Origin of the sequence: Pseudomonas sp. NPDC078700 (genome assembly GCF_044542375.1) — a bacterium.
Classification (GTDB): Bacteria; Pseudomonadota; Gammaproteobacteria; order Pseudomonadales; family Pseudomonadaceae; genus Aquipseudomonas.
Map to the genome: position 1 here is coordinate 480,721 of NZ_JBITUI010000002.1, position 20,669 is coordinate 501,389.

The following is a 20,669-nucleotide window of genomic DNA, read 5'->3' on the forward strand; positions in this document are numbered from 1 at the left end:
GTCAGCGCTTTATGCCCTGCTAATGCTTAGTGTTGCGCCATTTGTAGCGGCCAGTCAGTTGGCTGTTAGTCAGCCTGATGAGCCGCTCAAGCTAGTCAGTGAACACCCTATTGATGGCATGCCCGCGGGTAATTTGTCAGGTTTTGCGTGGTGTGGTGATGCTTTGTGGGCTGTTTCAGACCGGGACGATGGTCGCATCTACCGTCTGGCTGGCGGTGAAGGCACTTGGCAAGCTGAGCCTGAGTTGTTTACCGCGCCGCCTGCCCCCGATTCAGGCTTGCCCTGGGGGATTCGTGCACGTGCTTGGGCGACCGGTCTGGTGCGTGGCGGTACACTCGATTTTGAAGGCATGAGTTGCGACGCTATCGGCAATCGTTATTTGGTCAGTGAAGCGAAGGCGGCGGTGTTGATGCTACCGGTTGCTGCTGACCCAGAATGGCTGCGGCTGCCAGAGTCGCTGGTGCGTCAAGCCCGAGGCAGCGGCATGTTGCTACATTCCAATGCGCTGCTTGAAGGTATCGCGATTGATCCGGCCGGTGAGCGTATATGGCTTGCTGCTGAGCGTGAGCGCCGTGGTCTGCTGGTGCTGCACAAGAAGCGTTCAGTGTGGGAATGTACTGGCGGTTGCGTGTTGATAAGTGAAAGCGGGAAAACAGCTGGACCGGAGCAACTGGGTAGCAAACCGCAGCCCAAGGATTTTTCTGACCTGAGCTACTACGGCGAAAAACTCTTCACCCTTGAACGTCAGGACCACCGTATATGCCGGCGTACCTTGAGTAATGGCGAAATTGAACGCTGCTGGTCATTCGCCGACGAGGTGCTTACCGAAGCGCGCCGCTATCCAAGCCCTTATGGTCGGACTGAAGCCCTGCAAATTGATGAGCAAGGGGCCTGGCTGGGTGTCGATAATGGTGGTTTGGTTCGCGCCGATGGCGAGGCTCGTCCGATCGTTTGGCGTTTTGCAGCGCCGAAAGGCGGGTGGGGTTCGAAAAAGTGACTGCACAGCCTGCAGGAAAGCGCGCCGGTCGTGTGATGCTAGTCCTGGCCTGGGGTGCAGGTTTGTTCCTGGCCACACATTTTTTTGGCAACCTTGAAGATAAACAGCGTAACCCGAATAGCAACCCCCAATCGATCCACAGCAACGGCCAAGTGGAGGTGCGTTTGGCCAGCAGTCGGCAAGGCCACTATTACGCAACCGGGCAGATAAACGGTGAGGACGTCGAGTTTTTGCTGGATACCGGCGCCACGGATGTAGCGGTGCCTGCCGACCTGGCTCAACAACTCGGCTTGCAGGCTGGTGCGGCGGTCACAGTGAGAACCGCAAACGGCCAAGCAGTTGGACATCGAACGCGACTTAAACAGCTTAAATTAGGCGATATTGTGCTTGAGGATGTCGCCGCTTTGATTGCTCCCGGCATGGCCGGTGATGAAGTATTGTTGGGCATGAGTGCCCTGAAAAAACTTGAATTTACCCAGCGCGACGGCACGTTGTTGCTGCGCCAATCAACCTTGCAATGAGGCACGCATGAGCGATTCTCTCGATTTGAGTATGGACGGTGTTGAGCGCCGGTCCCTTGCCGACTTCACCGAGCAGGCTTACCTCAATTATTCCATGTACGTCATCATGGACCGTGCATTGCCGCATATCGGCGATGGTTTGAAGCCTGTTCAACGGCGGATTATCTACGCCATGAGTGAGCTGGGGCTGGATGCTGACTCCAAGCACAAAAAGTCGGCACGTACTGTGGGTGACGTGCTGGGTAAGTTTCACCCGCACGGTGACTCGGCTTGCTACGAAGCAATGGTCCTTATGGCCCAGCCATTCAGTTACCGCTATACCTTGGTCGACGGCCAGGGTAACTGGGGGGCACCGGATGATCCAAAGTCCTTCGCGGCCATGCGTTATACCGAGGCGCGACTGTCCCGCTACTCGGAAGTTCTGCTGACCGAGTTGGGGCAAGGTACTGTTGATTGGGTACCAAACTTTGACGGCACCATGAACGAGCCCGCGACGCTGCCTGCGCGCTTACCCAACTTGCTGCTCAACGGTACTACAGGGATTGCTGTTGGCATGGCGACCGATGTGCCGCCGCATAACCTGCGGGAAGTGGCAGCAGCTTGTGTGCGTTTGATTGACGAGCCCAATGCCACGGTTGAGCAGCTTTGCGAGCATGTTCAGGGCCCGGATTACCCAACTGAAGCCGAGATCATTACCCCGCGGGCCGACCTGCTGAAAATATACGAAACCGGCCGTGGCTCGGTGCGTATGCGTGCCGTGTATCGGGTTGAAGATGGCGATATCGTAGTCACCTCTTTGCCGCATCAGGTTTCAGGCTCCAAGGTACTGGAGCAGATCGCCGGTCAAATGCAGGCCAAGAAACTGCCGATGGTGGCTGACCTGCGTGACGAGTCTGACCACGAAAATCCATGCCGCATCGTGATTATCCCGCGCTCAAACCGGGTAGATGCGGCTGAGTTGATGCAGCACCTGTTTGCCACCACTGAGCTTGAGTCGAGCTACCGGGTCAACACCAACGTGATTGGCCTGGATGGCAAACCACAGGTGAAGAACCTGCGGCAAATGCTGCGTGAATGGCTGGAGTACCGGGTTAATACCGTGCGTCGCCGTCTGCAATTCCGGCTGGATAAAGTTGAGCGCCGTTTGCACCTGTTGGAAGGTTTGCTGGTTGCCTTCCTCAATCTTGATGAAGTCATCCATATCATTCGCACCGAAGATCAGCCCAAAGCGGTGCTGATCGAGCGTTTTGAGCTGAGCGATATTCAGGCCGATTACATTCTCGATACGCGCTTGCGCCAGTTGGCGCGTCTTGAGGAGATGAAAATCCGTGGTGAGCAGGACGAACTAGCAAAAGAGCGGGAAAAACTGCTCAAGTTGCTCGGCAGCGAAGCGCGCCTGAAAAAACTGGTGCGTGATGAAATCATCAAGGACGCTGAAACCTACGGCGACGACCGGCGTTCACCGATTGTCGCGCGTGCTGAGGCTAAGGCGTTGTCTGAAAACGAACTGATGCCAGCAGAGCCAGTTACCGTGGTGATCTCTGAGAAAGGCTGGGTACGTTGCGGTAAGGGCCATGACATAGATGCTACAGGGCTGTCCTATAAAGCCGGCGATGGCTTTAAAGCCATGGCCCCAGGGCGCTCCAACCAGTTCGCAGTGTTTATCGACTCAACCGGGCGCAGTTACTCCCTCGCAGCCCACTCATTGCCTTCAGCCCGTGGCCAGGGTGAGCCTTTGACCGGGCGGCTAACGCCACCGCCAGGTGCCACCTTTGAATGTGTGATGTTGCCCGATGATGAGGCGTTGTACGTGATTGCCTCGGACGCAGGTTACGGTTTTGTGGTCAAAGGTGAAGACCTGCAAGCCAAGAATAAGGCAGGTAAAGCGCTGTTGAGCCTGCCCAATGGTGCCAAAGTGATACCGCCAAAACCTCTGGTCAGCCGCGAGGAGGATTGGCTGGCGGCTGTGACGACCGAAGGTCGCCTATTGCTGTTTAAAGTGGCCGACTTGCCACAACTTGGTAAAGGTAAGGGCAATAAAATAATCGGAATCCCAGGTGATCGGGTCGCTTCACGGGAGGAATACCTGACTGATCTGGCTGTTTTGCCGGTTGGATCGACGTTGGTGCTTCAAGCTGGCAAGCGAACCCTGTCACTTAAAGCGGATGATCTTGAACACTACAAAGGTGAGCGTGGACGGCGTGGTAACAAGCTACCACGGGGGTTTCAGCGGGTTGATAGCTTGCTTGTTGAGTAGCTGAGTAACACCTGAAATACTCACAGGCAGATCAACACTGGAGTCTGGCGTAGGTTTCTAGGATGATATAGCCGCTGGCTGTTACCAGCGGTTTTGACTTTTTAAGCCATGCGTTTAGTGTGAAGTACATCACAAAAGGTTCAGGCAAGGCCTGGCCTTAAATTTAGTATTTGGCTGTCTGGTGAGTTTTTACTCGGGTTTTTAACTCGCTGAAAATGAAAGTTATGGCCTAAACCGCTTTTGAATTTATAGATATATAGACCGGTCGAATGACTGGCTGGATGATATTGATGACTGCAATGCGACTCCCTTTGATTCTGTTGGTAACTCTACTCGGGTTAGCGGGTTGTGCACGTTACCAGCCAGTGCCTTTGTATCAGCTCGACAGTGGTGACGCGAAAGTCCCCTCTGCCAAAGACGGTTTGGCGGTGTTGTTAGGCCCGGTGTCTATTGCCGATTACTTGCAGCGTGAAGCGCTGTTGCAACGCCAGGCGGATGGCAGTCTGATTGCATCGAGAGATGCGCGCTGGGCAGGTAGCTTGGCCGCAGATATTGATCAGCAGCTGCTCCTGCAATTGTCCTCGCAACTGAACAGCCAGCGTCTGGCGCTAGCGCCTGCTGCGCCCGGTTTCGCCCCGCAGATTCAGATTCTGATGTCGATCGCTCGGCTTGACTCGGGGCCTGATCGTCCAGCAGTGCTTGAAGCCCAGTGGCGCTTGATGAGTAAAAACGGTCAGTTATTGGACGGTCGACTGGTGCGCTTGGAACAGGCTCACGGTGGCACTATTGCTGACCAAGTACATGCCCAGAGCACGCTGATGCACCAATTGGTCGAGCAGGTTGCGGTGGCGGTTAAAGAGCAGGACGGTGAGCTTCCAGTGATTGCCGAACAAACGCCGAAAAAAGCACCTGCTGCTGCACCAAAGAAAGAAGATTCACCTAAAATCCCTATGGCTCAGCCGATCCGCATTGACTCTGAAGTTTACCGCTTCTGAATAACGGCCAAGCCAGACTGAAAACCCGCTCAAAAGCGGGTTTTTTTTATTTCTATGGGGAAGGCCGGTCGAATGATCCCATCCGGGGTGGATGGCGGCAGCTGGAGAGTGGCTGCGTTTCAGGGCGTGATCAACATGAGGTGGGTGAAATATGCCATCCACCTCGTGCAAGAGCTTACTGGTCTCGCAACTTGCCTAGCTGGCGTTCCAGCAGTGCAGGGTAGGGATCAAGCAGCCTTTCGACACAGCAGGCACCTTCAGGGCTGGCAATGGCGCGTGTGCGGGCGCGTTGGCGAACCAATTCGTCATCTGCAACGCCACGCTCAACCAGCAGCAAATTGCGGCTGTGCTGGGACAGTGCCAGAGCGTCCTGAGAGGTTTCGTTGAGCAGTAGATCGCCCTGGCTGAGATCCATCAGGTCTTCGCCCAGCGTCATGCCCAATTGCAGTTGCAGGGTGATGCCGCTATCGGCAACCTCAATTTGCAGGGCGTGGCCCAGTGCGCGCATCAGCTCACCGCAACAAATAGCGTGTATCAGGTACTCTTCACCGCTGTCTTGGCGATGGAAGAGCATCAAGCTGCTGCCGTCCTTGAGTGTGTGGAGTTCCGCCTGATACAGGTTGGCTGCACGCTCCAGGCAATCGCGATAACGCTTGAGCAGGTCCATCAGGCGCGCCCGGGGCAGACGCCGTAGTTGTTCTTGAGCGCCAAGCTGAATCGCCAGCACGGCGCTTGGCTGCGAGGCTTTTGGTGCATTTGGCATCACGCTTTTGGGGACTGGCGTCGTCTCAGCGAATTCGTCTTCGTCCAGCTCAACCTCGGTATCATCCAGGTCGTGCAAGTCGGCAAAGGGGTCTGCCTTGGTGTGCCGTGTGCTACTGACAGGCCGAGGCTCATCAAAATCTTGAAGGTCATCGTCAGTATCGTCTTTAGCACTGAGATTGGGCATTGAAAAGCCGGGCTCATCATCGGCATCAGAGTCGTCGTAGTCCGCCTCATCTAGCAGGTCTTCTGGCTCTAGCTCGTGCTCTGGCTCGGGTTTTTCCGGAACCAGGCGTGCTTGCAGTTGGCGAGCGAGGTCGCCAATCTCATCTTGGCGGCCTGCACCGGGTGCAGGATCGTCAGGGTCACGCAGCCACACCCGCAGTTGCAGTATTGGCGTTGATATATAGCGGCCAAGGCGCAGGCTCAAGGTCAGGGTCAAGGCCAGCAAAATCAGGCTGAGAATGCCCATGCTTTGCAGGCTGATGGTCATGGGTTGTTCGAACTGACGCATGTCCAGACTGATGCGCAGTTGCCCGGCAATGACGTCTTGAAAGGTGATAGGCGTCGAATACAACCCTTCAGTCTCGCCGAGCATGCCTTGACTGGGGCGCGAGCCTGCTTCGGCCAGGATACGGTTGTCGACACTATAAATAGCGGCGTGTGCGACCAGAGGGTTTTTCACTAGGTTGTTGAGCAGCACGTTCAGGCTGAGAATATCGTTGGAGACCAACAACTCAGTGGCTGAAGAGGCCGTTTGCGTAATCAGGCTGGTGCCCAGCGCTTCTGCCTGCTGTTGCATGGCTTGCTTGAATTGCATGCCAATCACCCAGGCATAGATCACCAGCGCCATCGCAACGAGCAATAAGCTGTGACTGGCGATACGCAACGCAAGCGGTACACGGCGCTGGCGCAGGGCTTGGAAAAGCAAGATAAAGAAATTATCGGATTTCACGGGTGCGGGCCGGTTCACAGCGCTCGATTCTTGTCGACTGAAGATGCCGCGCAGTATAGCGAGCGGCCCGCGTACGGCAAAGCACCGGGCGTGCACGAATTGCATAGAAAGTGGGTAGAATGTGCGCTCTTCACCGGCCCTGCTGGGTATAACCGTCTGCCGAAAAACTATTCAGAGGCAGGTGTCGGCGTCGAAATAGGCTGGGAAAGTACTTTTTTATTCCAGCTATGGTCTTGTGACGTTCTTAATCTGCACGTCAGTAAGTGTCTTAACAGTCATTTTTACGGCTGTTTACAACCTATTGAGCCTTCGGAGGGTGCGCCTTGCGCGAAATCGTCCTGATCAACATCACTGGTGAAGATCGTCCCGGTCTAACCGCCGCCATTACAGGGGTATTGGCCCAGGGTGGGGTCTCTATTCTAGATATTGGCCAAGCGGTCATTCACGACACCTTGTCTTTTGGCATTCTGGTCGAGATTCCTGATACCGAGCGCGGCTCTTCTGTGCTTAAAGATGTGCTGTTCAGCGCCTACGAACTGGATCAGCAGGTGCGCTTTACGCCTGTCTCCGAAGCGGATTACCAGCAGTGGGTCGACGGCCAGGGTAAAGCCCGGCACATCGTGACCTTGCTTACGCGCAAGGTCACTGCAGAACAACTGCAGCGGGTGAGTACTATTACCGCTAAGTATGGGTTGAATATCGATCATATCGATCGCCTCTCGGGCCGTATGCCGTTGGATATGCCCGCCGAGCAAGGTAAAGGCTGCATCGAGTTTTCGGTGCGGGGCGAACCGGCAGACCCAGGCGCATTGCGCGCAGAGTTTCTCAGCGTGGCCCAGGAACTCAATGTCGATATCGCCTTTCAGAGCGACTCACTGTTCCGTCGTAACCGTCGTTTGGCCGTGTTTGATATGGACTCGACCCTGATCGAGGCCGAGGTGATCGATGAGTTAGCCAAAGCTGCGGGTGTGGGTGATCAGGTCTCCGAGATCACTGAGCGGGCAATGCGCGGTGAGTTGGACTTTGCTGCCAGCTTTAAAGAGCGTCTAGCGTTGCTCAAAGGTTTGCCGGAGTCGGTGCTCAGTGAGATCGGTGCTTCATTGCGCCTGACTGAAGGGGCCGAGACACTGTTCAGTGAGTTGCGTCGACTGGGGTTTAAAACTGCAATTCTTTCCGGTGGCTTCAGTTATTTTGCCAAGCAACTGCAAGCCAAGCTTGGCATTGATTACGTCTATGCCAATGAGCTGGAAATTATTGATGGCCTGGTCACGGGCGTTGCGGTTGAACCGATTGTTGATGCTCAGCGCAAAGCCGACCTGCTGCGTCAACTGGCTGAGAAGGAAGGTTTGCGCCTTGAGCAGACCATTGCTGTTGGTGATGGTGCCAATGATTTACCCATGCTGGCGATTGCCGGGCTGGGTGTCGCGTTTCGCGCCAAACCGTTGGTTAAGCAATCGGCCAAGCAAGCCATCTCGACACTGGGCCTTGACGGTATTTTGTACTTGCTGGGCTTTCGTGACCGTGATGGCTTGGATTAATACAGTGCAAACTGCCGAGTAAATAAAGGGAAAGGCGATGAATCCGTTAAGTGCTGAACCGAGCAAACGGCTATTTTTCGCCTTGCCCTGCACCCCGGCCCAGCGCAGCGCTATTTCTCAGTGGCGCAAGCATTTGCAATTGCGTTCTGGGCGGCCAGTGACCGCCCAGAACTTTCACCTGACCTTGGTGTTTCTCGGGCCCGTTGCGGTCAGCCAGATTGGCGCAATCTGCGCAGCAGTTGATCAGTTGCAGGTTAAAGGTCAGCCGCTCAGTGTTCAGCTTGACTGCCTGGATGTATGGCGGCGCTCCAGTCTATTGCTGTTGCGGCCACAAGACCCACCACCGGCGCTTGGCCAACTGGTCTATGCGTTGGAGCAAGCCTTATTACCCTTCAATCTGTTGCCTGACGCTCGCGAGTTTCGAGCGCACCTGACCTTGTCTCGGGATTACAAGGTGGCTGTGCCGGAGGCAACTGAGCCGCCCGCGTTCCTGCTCAGGGCAGATCACTTTGTGTTGTACGAGTCACACAAGGGGCAATATCGCGAACTGGCGCGCTGGGCGTTATAGCGCACCTCCATGTGAGCAAGGGTCAGTAAGGCGCTTTTAACTGTCGGCGGGCGCAAAGAGCGTCGCGCCTCTATTCATCGTCAGAGGCGAAGTCGTAGTTCATGGTTTGCGTCGGCCCCTGCAAGTAGAAGCCCTGGATGTAGTTGACCCCGGCTTGCCAGAGGGTCGAGAGCACAGACGCCGATTCAACGAACGGGACAATGGTCAACTTGGCTTGTGAGTGCAAACTGTCGAGCAGTGTTTTGAGGGCTTCCTGGTTCTCTGGGCGATTAAGGTCTTGGCTGAACGAGCCGTCGACCTTAACAAAGTCGATGTGCAAGTGTTTAAGTGAGTTGAATGGGTTGAGTGCACAGCCAAACTGGCTGAGTACTACCTTGCAATGCAACTCATTAAGGCCTTGAGTCAGCGCTTTTGCCTGCTTCAAATAAGTAATGGCATCGGTTTCGCTAAGTTGGAAGGCCAATGCATCTGAAGGCAGGCGGGCAGCTTTGAGCGCAACGCTTAGCCATGGCAACAGTGTTTGATCTTGCAAGCTCGCGCTGGATAAATGCACAAACAGGCGAGTGTTATGGCCATTGCTGCGATGTTCGGTAAGCTGCTTGATGGCGTTGAGGATGACCCAGCGATCAAGTTTATCGCCTAGCCCGGCAGCCACCGCATCCGCGAGGAAGTCAGTCGGTTGGACTTCTTCGCCTTTGGAGTTGAGCATACGCAAGAGCACCTCGTAGTGCTCTTGATTGTCGCCGCGCAAGCTGATAATCGGCTGGAACAGCAAACGCAGGCCATTGTTATCTAGTGCCTGCTTAATCATGGCGACGACATCACCACGATTTGCCGCCGCGGCGATCACATCGGCGGGGTTAAACAGTTTCAGGTTGTTGCCATGTTCTTGCTCATCGGCGCAACGGTGGGCGCGATCAACCACGACTTGGCCACTCGGCGTGGTTTCATTGAGTCCTGCAACTCCAATCGACAGGGTGGTCTGAGCGGTGCGGCCATTAACATCAAATAGATGGCCTTCAACTTTTTTCAGCAGCCCCCTGAGCCCTGCTTCTGCTTGCTCAGGTGTGACGCCCAGTTGCAGAGCAGCAAATACGTCATCCCCAAAGCGAGCCAGTTGCGCCTCACCGGCAAAGTGTGTGCGCAACAAGCCAGCAAGATCAGCCAGCAGCAAGTCGATACCGGCGATACCAATATCGGCGAGTAATGTTGCGTACTGGTCAAGCCGTATGTAAGCAAGGCTGGAGACCTGCCCGGCATTGACTGCGCGGTCGGCCGCCGTGTCGATCAGCTCGAGGAAGTGGGTGCGATTGAAGAGTCCGGTAACGAGATCCTGGCTACTGATTTCACGTAGCTTTTCTTCCAGCTCGGTGTTGTCAGCATCCGAGCGAATAACGACTTGGGTGCAAGGCTCGCCGTCATATGTGGCGGGCAGAAAACTCATGCGCGCCTTGAAGCGTTTGCCGCTGGCCTTCACCCCGGAGAATTTCAGCTCAGCAGCGCTTTCGCTGTCTGAGTAGTTTTTCAGGAAGTTCTTGAATTCGCTTTGGTCGTTGCCGTCGATCAAATCGATCATCGGCATACCTTCAAGCTCGTCCGCGTCTTCGTAGTCGAATAGTTCAAGGTAGGCGCGGTTGGCATAGATATGCATGCCGTCGTGCACATAGGTTATGGCGTCTACAGAGCTCTCAAGTAACAGTTGGCAGCGTTTTTCGGCCTCGCGCAAAGCCACTTCTGCACGTCTGCGAGCACGGCGTTCTTCAAGATTTTGCAGTTCACGTTTGGCAACAAGTACCAGTCGCTCGTCATCGCCTTGGGGCAATGCATCTTGGGCGCCCATGGTCAGTGCTTCGGTGATGCTGTCCGAGTCATTGTCAGCCAGTAGCTGAATGGCTGGGACATCTTTGGCCAGGCGTCGAATCGTGCTGATGGCCTCGGTTGGTGACAGCTGTTCACTGATCGGTGCACAAATCAACAGGTCCCAGGTTTGCTGCAGCACCTCGCCGAGGTCATCGCTGGAGGTCAGGCGGTGAACCCGTGTTGCGCTGCCCGAGTTACGAAACAGGCTGACAAGGCGTTCGGCCTCGTTTTGCGAGTCTTCGAGAATCAGTAGGCGAATTGTTTTCTTTTCGATGGCCATTGTTCAGTTCGGTCTGCGCCAAGGTATTCGAGGGCTTGGCCAAGGGTTAATCGGATTCATCGCTGTTTGCAGGCTTCAGATCTGCAGCGCATCGCACGGGTGCCGCGCCTGGATCGAACAATGCAGATGGATGCGAATAGAAAAGCGCCTTACAGAATTAGCCACCTGGCAGCACACTAAATAAGTGAAGTTGCACGGAATCTACAGCGACTTCCAGAGTGAGTCAAAGTCTTCCTCGGAACCCGCACGCTGGTTTCCCACAGGTGTGACAGGCTTCCCGGGATCATCGTTGGCAAGGCTGTTGAGGCGATATTCAAACTGATTAAAGCTGCCGGTGGAGGCATGTTTTTGGCCGAGTACGGCGCGGTGCTCAACACCGGCGATATTGACTATCACTTTATTGCCTTCCTGGAAGGGTAGGCGCGGCACGATGACCGAAGCTGGGCGAGAAATCGCACTGATTTCAGGTAGCAATAAGCCGCGCAGATAGCTGCTGTTTTGTTCGCTTTTGCGAATGAGTTGCAGGCCGCAAGGTTGAGCGTGAGGTGCAATCAGCTCGATACCCATTTGGGTGCCGCCGCCTCGTGCCTGACGGATCCAGCGCACCACTGCAATGCTCCAGGCTTGCCCAGGTGCATCCTGAATACCCAGCAGTTCACCTGCCTGCAACTGGTTTGGCACTTCTTTGGGCCATGTTAGGCAATAACCACCCGGACTGAGGTTGATGATGGGCAGCTCGAATGTTGGAAATACTTGGTTTTCGGCGTCTTGCTGCTCAGCTTCATGGGCTTCGGGTTTTTGCTTTTGCGGTTTTTGATATTCAATTTCTTCGAAAGGCAGGCCGTGATCCCAAGATGGGTTTTTCTGTGCATCGAATGCGTTTGACCAGATATCAGGCTTGCCCTGAGTCTCTTTGAATTCGACCTTGTTGATCTCTTCCGGCAGTTTAAGAATGTCGGCAAAGGTGCGTTTGTTGGCGATGAAGTAATGCAATGCACTCATGCCAATGCAAAGCGTCAAGGACCCTTGGCCATCGCTGCGCTGGAAGGTGCGCTCGGAGATATCGCCCCACGCCGCGCTCAGGTGTTGCAGCAGATCAATGCTTAAGCCTTCCGGTACTAACAGTTGTGACTTGCCAGCGGATTCGGGCGGCAGGAGCAAGTGCTCTTTGATCGCATCAATCAGTGGGTGGGTGTCGATGCCGATAGCAACTCGCAGGTCTTTTTTCTGAAATAGCGAGGTGTAGCGGGGCGGCCCATCCATTTGCGTGGCAATTGCAAACAAACTCTCGGGATCGTTGCCATCTTCAATGTTGACCAAGGTGCTCCACTGCTCAAGCGCCTCGGCGACGCGAGCAATTGCGCTCTGGCGCATCTGGTTGCAGCGCGAGCAGCCCATCAATGCGGCGACGATGTAGTTTTGCTCAATACTTAGCCCTTGGCTGTGGCGAGCCAAGGGGTCGCGCACCACAATATTTTTTAGGCCGCGTTGTTTGGCAATCAGATACAGCTGATGCAGTTCAAGCCACAGCCCTTCAGGAACCGGGCAGTAAAGCTGGCTGGCACGCACCAGTGGCCCACAAAGGCTGTGAATCGCGCGTTGCAGGGCGATTGTCAGCAGCTGCTTTGATTCTTTGGTGGTTTTAATGACATTGCGTGCAATCACCAGCTTGTAGCCGTTGGCGAGGTGGTTTTGCAGCGCCTGACATAGATTAGCCACTTTACGTGGACGCTCATCAAGGACAATGGCTTGATTGAGAAAGTGCTTCTCCAAGTGCTGACAAACGTAGTGCACCTCGGGACGCAGCAGCTCTAGCAGCTGTAAGCGATTCTCAGAGGGGGTCAGCAGTTGGTTTATTTCGACCAGCGCTTGATAAAGCTGGCGTGCTGTTTCACCAATGTTGGCTTTAGGCAGGTGCGATATCCAGCGTTTAAGGTCGCGCGGAGTAGAGTCACAGAACGACAAGCTCTGGTTTTTCGGCGTCGAAACGCGAAGCAAGAGGTGAGGTGCCTGTGTCTCAGTCAAACTTGAATACTCCACGCCAGCAAAAAGGCCAACATTCTAGTGGTCATACTAGAAACTCTAGCAGCATCCTTGCTTGGCACGAGGTAAAAACGAATCCTATGTGGTTGAGTCAAAAGACTATTACCACAACCCCGGCGACGCTTATCCGCTGAGCCTTCCTTGGCCAAGCGTTTCTACAACTCTACACTATTCATTCAAGCCTGGTGTCTAAACGCCAGTGTCGAGCGCTTTGGTACCCATGAGTTGCCCCATCTGCACACTGCTGCCCGCCCCGAGCGCTTCGCTCCATTTAACCTGTTCAGGTCCGAATAGCACAACGGCCGTCGAGCCCAATTTGAAACGACCCATCTCCGCACCTTTCTCCAAGTGAATTGGCGCACGTGCAGCTTCATCGTAGTTGAAGGTTTTCAGCTCGCGCTTGGGTGGTGTTACCAGACCAGCCCAAACGGTTTCGACCGATGCAACAATCATTGCGCCGACCAAGACCACAGCCATCGGCCCGCGCTCGGTGTCGAACAGACAGACTACGCGCTCGTTTCTGGCGAATAGTTCTGGCACGTTTTCGGCGGTGCTCTGGTTGACCGAGAACAGGCGGCCCGGCACATAAATCATTTGTTTAAGGGTGCCTGCGAGTGGCATGTGGACGCGGTGATAGTCTTTTGGTGACAGGTAAACGGTCGCAAACTCACCGCCCATAAAGGGGCTTGCCAGTTGCGTATCACCACCAAGCAACTCGACCACGCTGAAGCTGTGGCCTTTGGCTTGGAATATGCGGCCGTGCTCGATTTTTCCCAGCTGGCTGATGGCACCATCTGCTGGGCAAAGCACTGCATCAGCAGTGTTGTCGAGCGGGCGCGCATTGTCTTTGAGGGCGCGGGTGAAGAAGGCATTGAAGTGCTCAAAAACCTTGGGGTCTTCGATCTGCGCTTCACTCATGTTGACGTTGTATTGCTTGATGAACCAGTTGATCAGGCGGTTTTTAAACCACGCGGCACGGCACTCAGCAGCGCAGCCAATCAAGCGCGACAATAAATGATGCGGTATCAAATATTGGCTGATGATGAAGAGACGTTCTTTCATTGCGTTTCCTTAGATACTTGCTTGAATGCACAGTGCTTGCGCGGGTGTAAGCACTGCACTTACTGATGCGTTGCCAGGCATTATTCTACTGGGGTATCGGGATGGTTGCCCCATTCGCCCCACGAGCCGGCATAGGCTTTGACCTTCGGGTAGCCAAGTGCTTTTGCTGCCAGGTAGGTAAAGCCCGAGCGATGGTGTGTCTGGCAATGGGTGATGACTTCTTTATCAGGGGTGATCCCTAGCGACTGCAGCACTTCTGCCAGGTCCTGACGGATACGTAGCGAGCGCTTGCGATCCATGCCGGCGGTCCACTCAAAGTTGATGGCCCCTGGAATGTGCCCGCCTTTTGCTGCAACTACTTTCTCGCCACTGTATTCGCCGGGAGCGCGTGCATCCCAAATCGCTAGGTCACTGGCACCTAAACGGCTTTGCAGGTATTCACGGCTAGCGGTTGGGGCATCGTCCAAAGTCAGTTCAACTGCGCGCTTATGGAGTGTGGGTTGGGAGGTGCTAACCTCTCGATTGTCATCGAGCCACGCGAGCAGGCCGCCATTGAGGTAGTGATAGTTGCTGTGCCCGATCACATCCAATAGCCAGATGAAGCGGCCAGCCCAGCCGCCACCCTCATCGTCATACACCACATAAACCGCGTCGGGGTTGTGCCCAAGCTCGGTAAATATTAGCTCTAAATCCTTATCTGTCGGCAGCAAGCCGGGTGCAGGTGGTTGACCCAACTGTGTGCGTTTTGGGTCGACAAAGTACGCGCCGGGAATATGCCCAGAGCCATAGCGCGCTGCGCTGGTCAGGTCGACCAGTATGAGTTCGGGTGCGCCAAGGCGGCTGGCCAGTTCAGCAGGTTCAATAACCAGTGGGAGTTCAGCGAAGGCGGACATGCCGGACCTCAATAGGGTGTGTATATCGCCAGCATTGTAACGGAAAGGCTACTTAACCTTCGAGCAACTACTGTGCGAGACATTTCTGCGACGGCTCGCTCAGGCAGAACCGCGAGGTCTGTTAGCGGCCTCGATTCGCAAAGCTGGCCAGTGCGCGCTCGATGCATTGGCTGGTTTTAGCGAATATTTGCAGGCGATTATCATCCAATGCTGCACCGCCGCAATCGCAGATTGCAATCATCACCACCCGGCCATTACTGCCCAGTGACCTGATCAAAACATGCTCGCTAGGGAATAACTCTTTAACCGCGCCTGGCAGGCGCGCAGAAAACTGGGCGATATTCTCAGGGGTCAGGCGCAGTTGCCCAGCCTTGCTAAGTAGCGTGCGAATCACCTGGCTCTGCTGAGGATCAATGCTCAGTCCGTTGGCTAACGGATCGAGTCCAATAGCTTGCTGCGAGAACAGTTTGCTTTGCGTTCGATCCGCCAGCAGCAAGAGTACGCGTTGCATACCGCCTGCTTGCAAGGCGCGGCTGGCGCAGGCGGTTATTTGCAGCACATTGTTGAACGCGCTGGGCTCGCTCAGTAGTTGCTGACATAACTGGCGCCAGTCTTGCGCGCCCGTATTGCTCACCGGTTTGGGTGGTTCAGCGGTGACTAAGTGACTGGTATGCCAGGGCCAAAGCAATGCTTGCGCAGGGTGCCAAAGGTCTGTTGTGACCAGCTTGCGGGCGCTGATCGCGGCTTGCTGATGGATCGATTGCTGTAAATCCGCAACCGGTAATTGCAGGTAAAGCCCGGTGAGTTGTTGCCAGCGCAGGCTATGTGGGCCGTCCCACGCGTGGTGGGCGGAAAGCGCCAAGCCGTTTGCCAGAAGTATGCAATTGGCCGGTTGGCTGAGCCAGCGCTGCAGATCAGGCTCGGCGTCCAGGCACTGTTGTTGATGCAATGGGTGCTCGTTGTCGCGCGCAATCAATAACGCCTTGGCAAGAAAGCGGCGGTCATTGAGAAGCAGGCGGTAATTGTGGCAAATCCATTCAGGCAATTTCCAGCGCTCGGCAATGGCGAGGCAGAGTTGGAGTAAAGGGACGCCAAGCATGTCGACTTCCACTTTTTGCGCAGGCTCAGCTTTAACCAGGACACGTTGTTCCCACGTACTTAGTAGGTCGGGGTAGGCCGCAATCAATGCCCAGACAGGGGCAAGAAATAACATGCTGCCCCAGTGTATTTCTTGCCAGAGTCGGGCCAGGCGGCTGGAGAACAAACCGCTCGCTTGTTGTGATGCGTGCTGGCTGATCAGCTGGATTTGGCGCAATGCCAGGGGGATTTCCTCGCGCTTCAGTGCGGGTAATCGCTCAAGCAAGGTTTGTGTACGTTGCAAGCCGAGCCTGTTGAGGGCGTTTTCGAGGCTTTCAGCTGGCTCGCCTAGGGTGCTTTGTGACGCATTGGCTTCGCGTAGAACACTGATCGCCAATGCTGGGCTAGTTTGAATTAAGTCAGCAATTTCGCCTAAAGAGCGACGGCTGTCCGTCAGTGCGGCCAGTACTTTCTGTCGGCTTTCAATCTGCACTGGCATCAGCTGCTTATCTAATAGCTCCAGCCATGCTTTAACAGTGCGAGGTCTAGCGATTTGATTAGACATTGGGTTTGCAAACTGGCTTTTATTATTAACTGACTATAGTCTCGCCCAAACCTTCCGATATAGAGAAGGATTGATTCAATTATTCATTATTTCAGGCGTGTAAGTTCTTAAATTATGGCAAAAATCATCGGCATCATAGTGGTGTTCGCCAGTGTTTTGGGTGGATTCATTCTGTCTGGCGGCCACGTAATGGCATTGGTCCACCCATTTGAGGTGCTGATCATCGGGGGGGCGGCATTGGGGGCATTCCTTCAGGCAAACCCGGGTAGCACCTTCATGCATGTGTTTAAGAAGTCGCTGAAGATGTTCAGTTCGCGTTTTAAACACTCCTACTATCTGGATGTGCTGCAACTGATCTACGAAATTCTTAACAAAAGCCGACGTGAAGGCATGATGGCCATTGAAGCCGATGTCGAAGACCCGGCGGCGAGCCCTATTTTCAGTAAATACCCCGCGATCCTCAAAGATGAGCGGATGACCTCTTTTATCTGCGATTACCTGCGCATCATGTCCTCCGGCAATATGGCACCCCATGAGCTTGAAGGCTTGTTCGATATGGAAATCGCCAGCCTCAAGGAAGAGCTTGAGCACCCGAGCCACGCTGTTGCCAAAATCGCCGATGGTCTGCCTGCCATGGGTATTGTCGCTGCGGTGCTGGGTATCGTGATTACCATGTCGGTATTGGCCGAGGCGGACAACGCTGAGATTGGTGAGAAGGTCGGTACTGCACTGGCCGGTACCTTTATGGGTATCCTGGCTTCCTATGGTTTCTTTGGTCCACTGGCCAGCTCCTTGGAGCATGACGCTAAAGAAGAGGTCAATGTCTATGAGGCGATCAAGGCCGGTTTGGTCGCATCAGCGTCCGGCATGCCGCCTTCTCTGGCCGTTGAGTTCGCGCGTAAAGTGTTGTACCCGGCGCACCGTCCAAGCTTTAGCGAGCTTGAACAGGCTATGCGTGGGAACTAAAGGCTGAATCATGGAGAACAATCAGCCCATTATCGTAAAGCGCGTCAAGAAAGTCGCGGGTGGCGGCCATGGCGGCGCGTGGAAAATTGCCTTTGCCGACTTCGCGATCGCGATGATGGCGTTCTTCATGGTGATGTGGCTGATGTCATCGGCCACGCCCGAGCAGAAGAAACTGATTTCCGGATATTTTCAGGACCCTATTGGTTTTACCGAAAGTGCCAGCCCCTATGTGATTGATTTAGGCGGCTCGCCGACGCCCTCACCTGATCGCACCTTGAACCCGGAAGCACAGCCCGATGCGCCGCAGAGCGCCACGGATGTACAGCCTGATACGTCTTCCGATGCCGGGCCGATTGACCCGCAAAAAGCTGAAAGCATTGCTGAGCAAATGGAGCGCGAACGCTTGGAGTTGCTGCTCCAGGAATTGCAGAACAAGGTCAACGAAGACCCTCAGTTGCGTAACTTCAAGGATCAGATTCTCTTCGAAATTACCCAGGATGGTTTACGTATCCAAATCATGGATGCTGAAAATAGGCCCATGTTCGCCATCGGCAGCGCACGCTTACAGCCGTACTTTGAAGATATCCTGCTGGCGCTTACTGACACCATCAACGCGGTGCCGAACAAAATCAGTGTCAGCGGCCATACTGATGCCAAACCCTTTGCCGGCAGTGGTGGTTTCGGTAACTGGGAGTTATCAGCCAACCGTGCCAACGCTGCGCGCCGGGTTCTGGTAGAGGGCGGTTATGACTCGGACAAAGTGGCGCGGGTTGTAGGTTACGCATCCTCCGCGTTGTTTGACCGCGAGGATCCGTTGAATCCGGTTAACCGGCGTATCGATATCGTGGTGCTGACGAAAAAAGCCCAGCGCGCTATTGATGGTGCTCAAGGCGCGGGAGATGCGCCGGCCACTGATGATGCTTCAGGTAAACCTGACGCTGGGGCCGTAGGCGTTGCGCCGCAGGATATTTTGCCCTCGGACGAGATCAAGCAGCGCTTGAACATCTTTGAAGACGGCGCGCTTAAGCTCGATAATCCGGAGCCTTGAGGCCGCTATTCATTACCTAGGTGGCCAGAAGATTGGGTGGGTGGATGCTGTTATTTCATCCACCGTCGGCGGCTGCAAGTGTCCGCGTGATTGACTCACCTTTGCTCATTATGGTGTTTGGGCCAGGGTGGCCAAGCTTCGCCTTGGTCACCCTGCAAAGGCGATTTCGGTAGGGTGAGTGGCGCTTTTCCCACCCACCATTACGCTCGTGAATATTTGGGTTTGCAGGCCGTAGTGAGCAAACTTCACGTTGGCCGCCCTGCTGTGCTTAGTAGTTATCTTCAGGCAGGGTAGTGAGAATGTGCCGGTAACTGGCCATGCGTTGTGGTTGGATACGCCCCTCCTCAAGCGCCTTGAGCAGTGCGCAGCCAGGCTCTCGGTCGTGTTTACAGTCGCGAAAACGGCAGTGACCGAGCAGTTCATGGAACTCAATGAACCCGGCTTCTACGTCGTCACGGCTGACATGCACCAAACCAAACTCGCGAATGCCGGGGGAGTCGATCAGTTCGCCACCGCCCGGGAAGTGGAACAAGCGCGCTGTCGTGGTGGTGTGAGTGCCCTTGCCGGTTAACTCAGACAGCGGGCCTACGCGGGTATCAACCTCGGGCAGCAAGCTATTAACCAGCGACGACTTACCGACACCAGACTGGCCGACGAAGACGCTGACATGGCCATCAAGCTGCTCCATCAGTTGCTCCATGCCGTCACCGTGATGGGCCGACACTTCAAGCAGCGGGTAGCCGAGTTGACGATAGACCGCGAGCATGGCGTTTAAGGCGACGCCGTTTTGCTCGTCAATCAGGTCGGCCTTGTTGAGCAGCAGCAGTGGCCGAATACCTGCGTGCTCAGCGGCGACCAGGTAGCGGTCGATCAAATTGGCATGCGGTTCGGGCAGCGGCGCGAAGACGATAACGATGAGGTCAACGTTTGCCGCAACCGGTTTTAGCTGCCCCCGGGTGTCTGGGCGGCATAGCTCGGTGCTGCGCGGCAACTGCGCGACAATAACCCCGATACCTTGATTGCCAGGGCGCCAGACCACGCGATCACCGGTGACCATGGTCGGTAAGTTGGCGCGCAGGTGGCAGCGGAAGACTTGGCCGGCCATTTCCCCTTCGAGCGCTTCGACCTCGACTTGAACGCCGAAGTGGGCGATCACCAGGCCTGTTTGTTCTGGGCCAAGGTCACCGCCTTCCAGTGTTTGCAGTGCTTGTGATTCGCGCTTGGCAGCGCGGGCAGCACGCTCGCCCTGAATTTTTTCGATGCGCCAGTTTTGCCGGCGATTGAGTTGGCGTTTGGCCATGAAGGTTCCGAAGGTGTGTTACATAAGGGTGGCAAAGCTACAGCCGTTTATTTCGCAGGCAATTCTAGCACGCGCAAGGCTAAAGGCAGTTGCTCTGGCTAGACGTCGGGGTGGATCAGCCGACAAAATCGGATAGGACAATCATGACGGTGCCAAATTAAGGTGCTGTAAGGGCGGGCATATTGATGAGGGTGGTTGAAAGACTGCGCAGACTAGCTCAACGCTATCCTGCTTTGGTGGCGCTGCTTGCGCAGTTGTTGGCAACCGCCATGCTCGCAGCAATTGTGTTGCTGGCCAACGCCGTAGCGGGTTGGCGTTTTGGCTGGTTGACCGCAGGATTACTGCAAGGGCTGATGGCTGCGAGTATTGGCCGTTGGTTGGGGTTGTCGCGATGGTGGTGGTGGCTCAATCTGGCCTTTGTGCCTGCTCTGTTGGCCTTTGGTGGTGCGCCGTTGCCGTCCTGGGTGTTTCTGCTGGCCTTTGTGTTACTGCTGTTACTCAATTGGAATAGCTTCACAGAGCGGGTGCCGTTATACCTGACCGGTGCGCAGGGCACTCAGTTGCTGGCTGAAATCGTCGCGCAGCAGCCCACTGTGTTGCGCTTTGTCGACTTGGGCTGCGGCCCGGGCGGGCCCTTGCTGGCGCTGGCGCGACAATTTCCCCAAGGGCAGTTCGTGGGCGTTGAAACCGCGCCGTTATCCTTTTTGCTGGCCTGGATGCGGTCGCTTACGCAGCGCAATTGCCGCATTCGCTACCAGAGCCTTTGGCGCACTGATTTGGCTGAATTTAATCTGGTGTACTGCTTTTTGTCGCCCGCGCCCATGGCCGATCTTTGGCAGAAAGCATGTAAAGAAATGCAACCCGGCACCTTGTTGGTGAGCAATACCTTCGGCGTGCCGGATGTGCCAGCAGACCAGCAATTGAAGCTGAATGACTGGCGCGACTCGAGTCTGTTGCTTTGGCGTATCCCCAGCTAATTTAT

At 55.1% G+C, this 20,669-nt stretch carries 16 protein-coding genes; 9 read left to right on the forward strand and 7 right to left on the reverse strand.

Features of this window, described 5'->3' with window-relative positions; translation table 11 throughout:
* The first annotated feature begins 22 nt into the window (after nucleotides 1-22).
* The 4 genes from ACIGCM_RS08050 to ACIGCM_RS08065 all read left to right on the forward strand — a co-directional run bounded on the left by ACIGCM_RS08050 (nucleotide 23) and on the right by ACIGCM_RS08065 (nucleotide 4,770).
* Nucleotides 23-997: a DNA topoisomerase IV gene (locus ACIGCM_RS08050; protein ID WP_397501521.1), complete on the forward strand. Its 975-nt coding sequence runs from the start codon at nucleotides 23-25 to the stop codon at nucleotides 995-997.
* 35 nt (nucleotides 998-1,032) lie between these two features.
* Nucleotides 1,033-1,518, forward strand: a complete 486-nt coding sequence (locus ACIGCM_RS08055; RefSeq protein ID WP_397501974.1) for a TIGR02281 family clan AA aspartic protease — start codon at nucleotides 1,033-1,035, stop codon at nucleotides 1,516-1,518.
* Between the two features lie 7 nt (nucleotides 1,519-1,525).
* Nucleotides 1,526-3,775: a DNA topoisomerase IV subunit A gene (parC, locus tag ACIGCM_RS08060; RefSeq protein ID WP_397501522.1), complete on the forward strand. Its 2,250-nt coding sequence runs from the start codon at nucleotides 1,526-1,528 to the stop codon at nucleotides 3,773-3,775.
* Nucleotides 3,776-4,065: 290 nt separating this feature from the next.
* Nucleotides 4,066-4,770, forward strand: a complete 705-nt coding sequence (locus ACIGCM_RS08065; RefSeq protein ID WP_397501523.1) for a membrane integrity-associated transporter subunit PqiC — start codon at nucleotides 4,066-4,068, stop codon at nucleotides 4,768-4,770.
* A gap of 175 nt (nucleotides 4,771-4,945) precedes the next feature.
* Here ACIGCM_RS08065 and ACIGCM_RS08070 read toward each other — a convergent pair whose 3' ends face one another.
* Nucleotides 4,946-6,505, reverse strand: a complete 1,560-nt coding sequence (locus ACIGCM_RS08070; protein WP_397501524.1) for an AhpA/YtjB family protein — start codon at nucleotides 6,503-6,505, stop codon at nucleotides 4,946-4,948.
* 305 nt (nucleotides 6,506-6,810) lie between these two features.
* Here ACIGCM_RS08070 and serB point away from each other — a divergent pair, with 305 nt between their 5' ends.
* Both serB and thpR read left to right on the forward strand, forming a co-directional pair.
* Nucleotides 6,811-8,025, forward strand: coding sequence for a phosphoserine phosphatase SerB (serB, locus tag ACIGCM_RS08075; RefSeq protein WP_397501525.1), 1,215 nt, complete (start codon nucleotides 6,811-6,813; stop codon nucleotides 8,023-8,025).
* A gap of 37 nt (nucleotides 8,026-8,062) precedes the next feature.
* The gene (thpR, locus tag ACIGCM_RS08080) at nucleotides 8,063-8,593 is read left to right on the forward strand and encodes an RNA 2',3'-cyclic phosphodiesterase (RefSeq protein ID WP_397501526.1); all 531 of its coding nucleotides are present in this window, start codon (nucleotides 8,063-8,065) and stop codon (nucleotides 8,591-8,593) included.
* A 70-nt stretch (nucleotides 8,594-8,663) separates the two neighbouring features.
* On the opposite strand, the gene ACIGCM_RS08085 is transcribed toward thpR, so the two are convergent.
* From ACIGCM_RS08085 to ACIGCM_RS08105, 5 genes are all read right to left on the reverse strand, one after another.
* On the reverse strand, nucleotides 8,664-10,733 hold the full coding sequence (locus ACIGCM_RS08085; protein WP_397501527.1) for an EAL domain-containing protein: 2,070 nt from the start codon (nucleotides 10,731-10,733) through the stop codon (nucleotides 8,664-8,666).
* Nucleotides 10,734-10,934: 201 nt separating this feature from the next.
* Nucleotides 10,935-12,758 carry a molecular chaperone gene (locus ACIGCM_RS08090; RefSeq protein WP_397501528.1) on the reverse strand — a complete coding sequence of 608 codons (1,824 nt, stop codon included), beginning with the start codon at nucleotides 12,756-12,758 and terminating at the stop codon, nucleotides 10,935-10,937.
* Nucleotides 12,759-12,965: 207 nt separating this feature from the next.
* Entirely contained in the window at nucleotides 12,966-13,838 is an 873-nt protein-coding gene (gene asd, locus ACIGCM_RS08095) for an archaetidylserine decarboxylase (protein ID WP_397501529.1), read from the reverse strand.
* Nucleotides 13,839-13,918: 80 nt separating this feature from the next.
* On the reverse strand, nucleotides 13,919-14,731 hold the full coding sequence (locus ACIGCM_RS08100) for a rhodanese-like domain-containing protein (protein ID WP_397501530.1): 813 nt from the start codon (nucleotides 14,729-14,731) through the stop codon (nucleotides 13,919-13,921).
* Between the two features lie 121 nt (nucleotides 14,732-14,852).
* Nucleotides 14,853-16,373 carry an HDOD domain-containing protein gene (locus ACIGCM_RS08105; protein ID WP_397501532.1) on the reverse strand — a complete coding sequence of 507 codons (1,521 nt, stop codon included), beginning with the start codon at nucleotides 16,371-16,373 and terminating at the stop codon, nucleotides 14,853-14,855.
* Nucleotides 16,374-16,487: 114 nt separating this feature from the next.
* On the opposite strand from ACIGCM_RS08105, the gene motA reads away from it, so the two are divergent.
* Both motA and motB read left to right on the forward strand, forming a co-directional pair.
* On the forward strand, nucleotides 16,488-17,339 hold the full coding sequence (gene motA / locus ACIGCM_RS08110; RefSeq protein WP_397501533.1) for a flagellar motor stator protein MotA: 852 nt from the start codon (nucleotides 16,488-16,490) through the stop codon (nucleotides 17,337-17,339).
* A gap of 10 nt (nucleotides 17,340-17,349) precedes the next feature.
* Entirely contained in the window at nucleotides 17,350-18,387 is a 1,038-nt protein-coding gene (gene motB, locus ACIGCM_RS08115) for a flagellar motor protein MotB (protein WP_397501534.1), read from the forward strand.
* 268 nt (nucleotides 18,388-18,655) lie between these two features.
* Here the strand turns inward: motB and rsgA are convergent, their stop codons facing one another.
* Nucleotides 18,656-19,687 (reverse strand): small ribosomal subunit biogenesis GTPase RsgA, encoded by a 1,032-nt coding sequence (gene rsgA / locus ACIGCM_RS08120; protein WP_397501535.1) that lies wholly within the window; start codon nucleotides 19,685-19,687, stop codon nucleotides 18,656-18,658.
* A 185-nt stretch (nucleotides 19,688-19,872) separates the two neighbouring features.
* Here rsgA and ACIGCM_RS08125 point away from each other — a divergent pair, with 185 nt between their 5' ends.
* Nucleotides 19,873-20,664 (forward strand): class I SAM-dependent methyltransferase, encoded by a 792-nt coding sequence (locus tag ACIGCM_RS08125; protein WP_397501536.1) that lies wholly within the window; start codon nucleotides 19,873-19,875, stop codon nucleotides 20,662-20,664.
* Nucleotides 20,665-20,669 lie beyond the last annotated feature (5 nt).

Bases quoted from the DNA above. Each gene is read 5' to 3' on its own strand.
- rsgA (WP_397501535.1), bottom strand. From the start codon at position 19,687: ATGGCCAAACGCCAACTCAATCGCCGGCAAAACTGGCGCATCGAAAAA.
- ACIGCM_RS08050 (WP_397501521.1), top strand. From the start codon at position 23: ATGCTTAGTGTTGCGCCATTTGTAGCGGCCAGTCAGTTGGCTGTTAGT.
- parC (WP_397501522.1), top strand. From the start codon at position 1,526: ATGAGCGATTCTCTCGATTTGAGTATGGACGGTGTTGAGCGCCGGTCC.
- ACIGCM_RS08055 (WP_397501974.1), top strand. From the start codon at position 1,033: ATGCTAGTCCTGGCCTGGGGTGCAGGTTTGTTCCTGGCCACACATTTT.
- asd (WP_397501529.1), bottom strand. From the start codon at position 13,838: ATGAAAGAACGTCTCTTCATCATCAGCCAATATTTGATACCGCATCAT.
- ACIGCM_RS08100 (WP_397501530.1), bottom strand. From the start codon at position 14,731: ATGTCCGCCTTCGCTGAACTCCCACTGGTTATTGAACCTGCTGAACTG.
- ACIGCM_RS08125 (WP_397501536.1), top strand. From the start codon at position 19,873: ATGAGGGTGGTTGAAAGACTGCGCAGACTAGCTCAACGCTATCCTGCT.
- motA (WP_397501533.1), top strand. From the start codon at position 16,488: ATGGCAAAAATCATCGGCATCATAGTGGTGTTCGCCAGTGTTTTGGGT.
- thpR (WP_397501526.1), top strand. From the start codon at position 8,063: ATGAATCCGTTAAGTGCTGAACCGAGCAAACGGCTATTTTTCGCCTTG.
- ACIGCM_RS08085 (WP_397501527.1), bottom strand. From the start codon at position 10,733: ATGGCCATCGAAAAGAAAACAATTCGCCTACTGATTCTCGAAGACTCG.
- ACIGCM_RS08105 (WP_397501532.1), bottom strand. From the start codon at position 16,373: ATGTCTAATCAAATCGCTAGACCTCGCACTGTTAAAGCATGGCTGGAG.
- ACIGCM_RS08065 (WP_397501523.1), top strand. From the start codon at position 4,066: ATGACTGCAATGCGACTCCCTTTGATTCTGTTGGTAACTCTACTCGGG.
- motB (WP_397501534.1), top strand. From the start codon at position 17,350: ATGGAGAACAATCAGCCCATTATCGTAAAGCGCGTCAAGAAAGTCGCG.